The 5538-nt window shown below is 40.4% G+C and carries 5 protein-coding genes; all 5 read right to left on the bottom strand.

Annotated elements, in window-relative coordinates; translation table 11 throughout:
• On the bottom strand, positions 1–1784 hold a 1784-nt coding region (locus QZZ35_RS08555; RefSeq protein ID WP_291237019.1), incomplete at its 3' end, for an HAD-IC family P-type ATPase.
• Between the two features lie 6 nt (positions 1785–1790).
• Positions 1791–2729, bottom strand: coding sequence for a homoserine O-acetyltransferase MetA (metA, locus tag QZZ35_RS08550; protein WP_291237018.1), 939 nt, complete (start codon positions 2727–2729; stop codon positions 1791–1793).
• A 211-nt stretch (positions 2730–2940) separates the two neighbouring features.
• Positions 2941–3483, bottom strand: a complete 543-nt coding sequence (locus tag QZZ35_RS08545; protein ID WP_291237017.1) for an NADH peroxidase — start codon at positions 3481–3483, stop codon at positions 2941–2943.
• Positions 3484–3581: 98 nt separating this feature from the next.
• Positions 3582–3977, bottom strand: coding sequence for a Fur family transcriptional regulator (locus QZZ35_RS08540; RefSeq protein ID WP_291237016.1), 396 nt, complete (start codon positions 3975–3977; stop codon positions 3582–3584).
• A 109-nt stretch (positions 3978–4086) separates the two neighbouring features.
• Positions 4087–5529: a 4Fe-4S dicluster domain-containing protein gene (locus QZZ35_RS08535; RefSeq protein ID WP_291237020.1), complete on the bottom strand. Its 1443-nt coding sequence runs from the start codon at positions 5527–5529 to the stop codon at positions 4087–4089.
• Between the last annotated feature and the right edge of the window lie 9 nt (positions 5530–5538).

Here is a 5538-nt window from a genome sequence, read left to right as displayed (position 1 = left end):
GCACTGACACGTTCAATATTTGAAATAATCATTCGGCCTTCACGAACGATGGATTTCATACTTGCAAAATTAGAATCCATCAAGACAATATGCGCGACCTGTTTTGCCGCATCACTGCCGGCCGCCATGGCAATACCGCAATTCGCATCTTTCAAGGCCAAAACGTCATTCACACCGTCTCCGACCATACCGACAACATTACCGTTAGCCTGATAAGCCTTAATAATTCTCTGTTTTTGTTCCGGCTTCACACGTCCGTAAACAGTATAATTCGGAACGATCTCCCGAAGTTCCTCAAAGTCTTCCGGCAGGGTATTGGCGTCAATGTACTTTTCGCCGCCTTCCAGTCCGGCTTTTACCGCAATATTGGATACCGTCACCGGGTTGTCTCCGGAAATGACTTTAATATTGACATTCTGACTGGCGAAATATTCAAATGTACCTTTTGCCTCCGGGCGGATGCAGTCAGAAATTACAATCAGACCTGACGGCACCACCCCCGACACAGTCATATCCTGCATATTCAGTTCACGGCATTTTCCAAGCAGCAGAACACGCAGGCCTTCTTTTGAACATGCATTTACCTGCTCATTCAACTTTTCATTATCCTTAACAAGAAATTCAGGTGCACCCAAAACATAGTTTCCCTGACCTTCAAAAGCAATCGCACGGTATTTTCTATCCGATGAAAAAGGTATTTTGGACTGAATTTTCCACTTTTCAGTTTTTGTAAAATAAGCCATGAGGGCATCCTGAGTCGCATTGACATCATCAAAGGCAAATGCTATTTCATTCATAACCTCTGTCATTCTGAAAAGATCTTCTTCAAAAGGTATCAAGTTGACGACCTCTAAAGCACCTGTTGTGATGGTTCCTGTCTTATCCAGGCAGAGTACATTAACTCTCGCTAATGCCTCGATTGCTTCCATCTCCTGTACAAGTGCCTGTTTTTTTGCCAGACGTCCGACACCCAAAATGAAAGAAACACTGGTTAACAGAACAAGCCCCTCAGGAATCATTCCGATCACTCCGGCAACTGTATTCACAAGTGCATTGGATAAGGTCATGTCCTCAATCTTCCACTGAGACATAAACAGTAAAATTCCAACCGGAATCAGAATCGTACCGGTAACCTTAATGATCTTTTTAATAGAATCCTGCATCTCAGAAGATGCTCGTTTCTTCTGTTTTGCCTGACTGGCAAGCTGAGTCGCATAGTTATCCTTTCCTACGTGAATAACTTTTGCCTTTCCACTTCCTGCAACCATGAAACTTCCGGACCATAGAGTATCCCCTCGTTTCTTTCTTACTGGCCGGGACTCGCCGGTGATCATGGATTCGTTCACTTCGATACCATCCGATTCCAAAACTTCACAGTCGGCTCCGATCTGATTACCATTCTCGACTGCAATTAAATCATCCATGACCAGTTCTTCAATCGGAATGTCTTTGAATCTTCCGTTTCTGCAGACTTTCACTTTGCTCGCTGTAATCACAGCCAGATTATCAATCAGTTTTTTTACTTTCAGCTCTTGAAATATACCGATAACAGAATTACAGATGATAACTCCCAAAAATGTCAGATTTTTGAACTGACCGGAAATAATAACGAGCACACCAAGAAAAATATTTAAAAAGTTAAAGTAGGTCAAAGTATGACAGCGAATAATCTCTGCCGTTGTTTTTGATATATGATTGTCCGATAGATTAATCTGTCCCTTTTCAATGCGTTCCTGTACCTCCGCATCCGTCAGACCTCTGTAATCCATCCCTTCATCTTTCATATTTTATCAATCCTCATTTGAAAACGTTATAACATCCTCATTTAACGTATATGGTGTTGTCTGATATACAAAATAATTCAGCCAATTAGAATAGACCCATGTTCCATGGGCACGCCACCGCATCATTGGCTGTTTATCCGGATCATCATCCTGAAAATAGTTTTTAGGAATCTCCGGGTTCATGCCCTTATCCACATCTCTGAAATATTCTTTTGCAAGTGTATCAATGTCATACTCCGAATGTCCCATAACAAAAAACTGGGAGCCACTCTCATTTCCTACAATATAAACACCCGCCTCTTCTGATGCTGCCATAATCTTTAAATCAGGAATCTTCTGGATATCCTCAGCCTTCACGGTCGTATGCCGGGAATGAGGTACGTAAAATTCCGAATCAAATCCACGGAATAAACGTGATTTTTCATTGAGCAGATAGTGCTTGTACACACCTGACAACTTTTTATCCAATGTATATTTCGGTATACCATAATGATAGTAGAGTCCTGCCTGAGCCCCCCAGCAAATATGGAATGTAGAATGTACATGGGTCTTGGACCATTCCATCACTTCGCATAATTCATCCCAGTATTCTACCTCTTCAAACTCCATAAGTTCAACCGGTGCTCCGGTAATGATAAGACCGTCATACCATTTATGTTTTATTTCGGGAAATGTCTGATAAAAAGCGATCATATGCTCTTCTGAAATATTTTTTGCAGTATGCGATGCCATCTGAAGAAATTCCACTTCAATCTGTAACGGTGTATTCGAAAGACATCTTAAAATCTGTGTTTCCGTTTCAATCTTCGTAGGCATTAAATTCAAAAGAAGAATCTGCAGCGGACGAATATCCTGAGTCAAAGCCCGCCGTTCTGTCATCACGAAAATATGTTCATCTTCCAGAATTTTTCTGGCCGGCAAATCATTTTGTATTTTAATAGGCATAAACTCATTCTCCTGTTCTTTACTAAATATCTTTTATTCATTCTAAGTCATTTTCCTTTTTACGTCAAGAAATCGTATCTTACAATTTCCTTCCAACTTCCTTATGACTAAATATAGAAAAATTTTATAATGCCTATAAAATTGCAAAAACAAACGCCCTGACAAGTAAACTTGCAGGGCGTTATATTCACGATTTTGCACGGTTTGCAGATTATGCAAAGTATCTCTTTAACAGACCTTCAAATGCTTTTCCGTGACGAGCTTCGTCTCTAGCCATTTCATGAACTGTATCATGGATAGCGTCAAGGTTGAGTGCTTTTGCACGTTTTGCAAGGTCAAATTTACCTTCTGTAGCACCGTTTTCAGCATCTACTCTCATCTCAAGGTTTTTCTTTGTGCTGTCTGTTACAACTTCGCCTAATAATTCAGCAAATTTTGCAGCATGTTCTGCTTCTTCAAAAGCAGCTTTTTCCCAGTATAAACCGATTTCAGGATATCCTTCTCTATGAGCTACACGAGCCATTGCAAGGTACATACCAACTTCTGTACATTCACCTTCGAAGTTTGCTCTTAAATCAGCCATGATATCTTCTGGAGCACCCTGTGCTACACCAACAACATGTTCTGCTGCCCATGATCTTTCACCAACCTGCTCTTTAAATTTATCTGCTGGAGCTTTACATACTGGACATGCTTCCGGAGCTGCTTCGCCTTCATAAACATAACCACAAACTGTACATACAAACTTTTTCATAATAAATCTCTCCTTTATAATTTGCATTTTATTTTTTAAATCAGTAATTATTACTGATTTAATCATATATCATTTTTATATATTTGTCAATATATTTTTTATTTTTCTTTATTTTCTTTACATTGACTGCAAATACCAAAAAAATACAATTGATGTCCGTAAATTTCACCATCAAAATTTTTACGGGCCATCTGCTCGATTACACCTGAATCCACATCCATCAAATCATAGACCTGACCACACTTCTCACATATAAAATGATAATGGGCATCTGTCCTGGCATCAAAACGGTCACTGCTCTCACCGCAGGAAATCTTCGAAATCTCCCCTTGTTTTGCAAGGAGGGTCAAATTCCTGTATACTGTTCCCAAACTGATATTGGGATACACTTCACGTATGGCTGTATATACCATATCTGCTGTCGGATGATCCGTACGTCCGTACAGGTAATTTTTAATTGCCTCCCTCTGGCGGCTGTATTTTAAAGTAGCCATGCGTACCTCCTTTCAAAATATAATATTGATAATCATTCTCGTTACTTTTTTATAATATCAAAAAAAGTAGAAATGGTCAATAACATTTCTACTTTTTTCAATACTATTTTTAATTTCTATGCATATGTACGTGATATTCACTGTACTGATCCACATTTGTCAAAATTTCTCGTTCATCTGCCTGAGCAATCTGAGAATTTCGGTCTTTCATAAATGTTCTCTCTTTATTCAGCATAGCCGGTCCATTGACACAGCCGCCTTCACATGCCATACCTTCAATAAAGTCTTCTGTGAGACGTCCCACTTTAAGAAGGGTAAGGGCTTTTTTACAGTCAATTGCACCGTTGGCTCTGTATACTTTTACAGGAACATCCTCATTTCTTTCTTTATAAGTCTGAAGGACGGCAGCCGTAACACCACCGGATACAGAATAATTCTTTCCAAACTTACTTCCCTGCTGCAATTCTCCCGTAAAGTCTGCCGGATCAATATTCTTAGCTTCCATCATCGCGTACAGTTCTTCATAGGTCAACGCATAATCCGCACCGCCCATGGCAATCGAATCAATAACTTCGCTCTTCTTAGCGATACAAGGACCGATAAATACGCACAAAGCATCCGGATACATCGCTTTAATAAGACGTGCTGTCGCCTGCATTGGTGAAACCGTCGTGGACATTTTATCCGCAATCTGAGGAAAATGTTTTTTAATAATATTAACAAAGGCCGGACAACAGGATGTTGTCATCTTTTCGCCTGCTTTAACTTTTTCTTCCAATTCCAAAGCTTCACTCTTCGAAACAAAATCTGCTCCGAGAGAAACTTCGAACATATCCTCAAATCCAAGAGCTTTGATTGCTTCACGAATCATGCCTACAGATACATCATTGCCAAACTGTCCTTCAATAGCCGGGGCCACCATAGCATAGACTTTCACACCGTTACGCATAAGGCGAATAACATCGACAAGGAAGGTACGGTCGGAGATCGCTCCAAACGGACAGCTGACGATACACTGACCGCAGCTGATACATTTTTTATCATCAATTTCAACGATCATATCCTCGTCATAAGAAATAGCATCTACCGGGCAGGCACGCTTACAAGGACGCATCAGATCCGCAATCGCATTATACGGACAAGCTTCCATACATTTTCCACATTCTTTACATTTTTTCGGATCAATATGCGCACGTCCGCCCTCAAATGTAATCGCTCCGAAATTACATGCCGACAAACATTTTTTGGCCATACACATCTGGCAGTTGTTCGTCACATTAAAACGGTTGATCGGGCAGCCTTCACATGCCGCCGGAAGTACCTGAACAATATTTTTAATGTTGCCGCCCGGAATCGGTGTATGACCTTCTGCCAACCGCACACGCTGACGAATGATCTCTCTCTCTTTATACACACAGCACCGATACTGGGGCAGATTTCCAGGTATAATATTATAAGGAATCTGATCGGCATTCTCTTTAAGCTTTCCATCGTAAGCCATGCGGGCAACTTCCCGGTATACTTCAAATTTAATTTTATTAATATCTGTCATAAATTCTTT

Source organism: Frisingicoccus sp. (assembly GCA_016298055.1).
Classification (GTDB): Bacteria; Bacillota; Clostridia; order Lachnospirales; family Lachnospiraceae; genus Frisingicoccus.
This window is presented reverse-complemented; position numbering and strand designations above follow the sequence as displayed.

Excerpts from the sequence above, each read along its gene's own strand:
- QZZ35_RS08545 (WP_291237017.1), bottom strand. The coding sequence starts at position 3,483 with ATGAAAAAGTTTGTATGTACAGTTTGTGGTTATGTTTATGAAGGCGAA.
- QZZ35_RS08540 (WP_291237016.1), bottom strand. The coding sequence starts at position 3,977 with ATGGCTACTTTAAAATACAGCCGCCAGAGGGAGGCAATTAAAAATTAC.
- QZZ35_RS08535 (WP_291237020.1), bottom strand. The coding sequence starts at position 5,529 with ATGACAGATATTAATAAAATTAAATTTGAAGTATACCGGGAAGTTGCC.
- metA (WP_291237018.1), bottom strand. The coding sequence starts at position 2,729 with ATGCCTATTAAAATACAAAATGATTTGCCGGCCAGAAAAATTCTGGAA.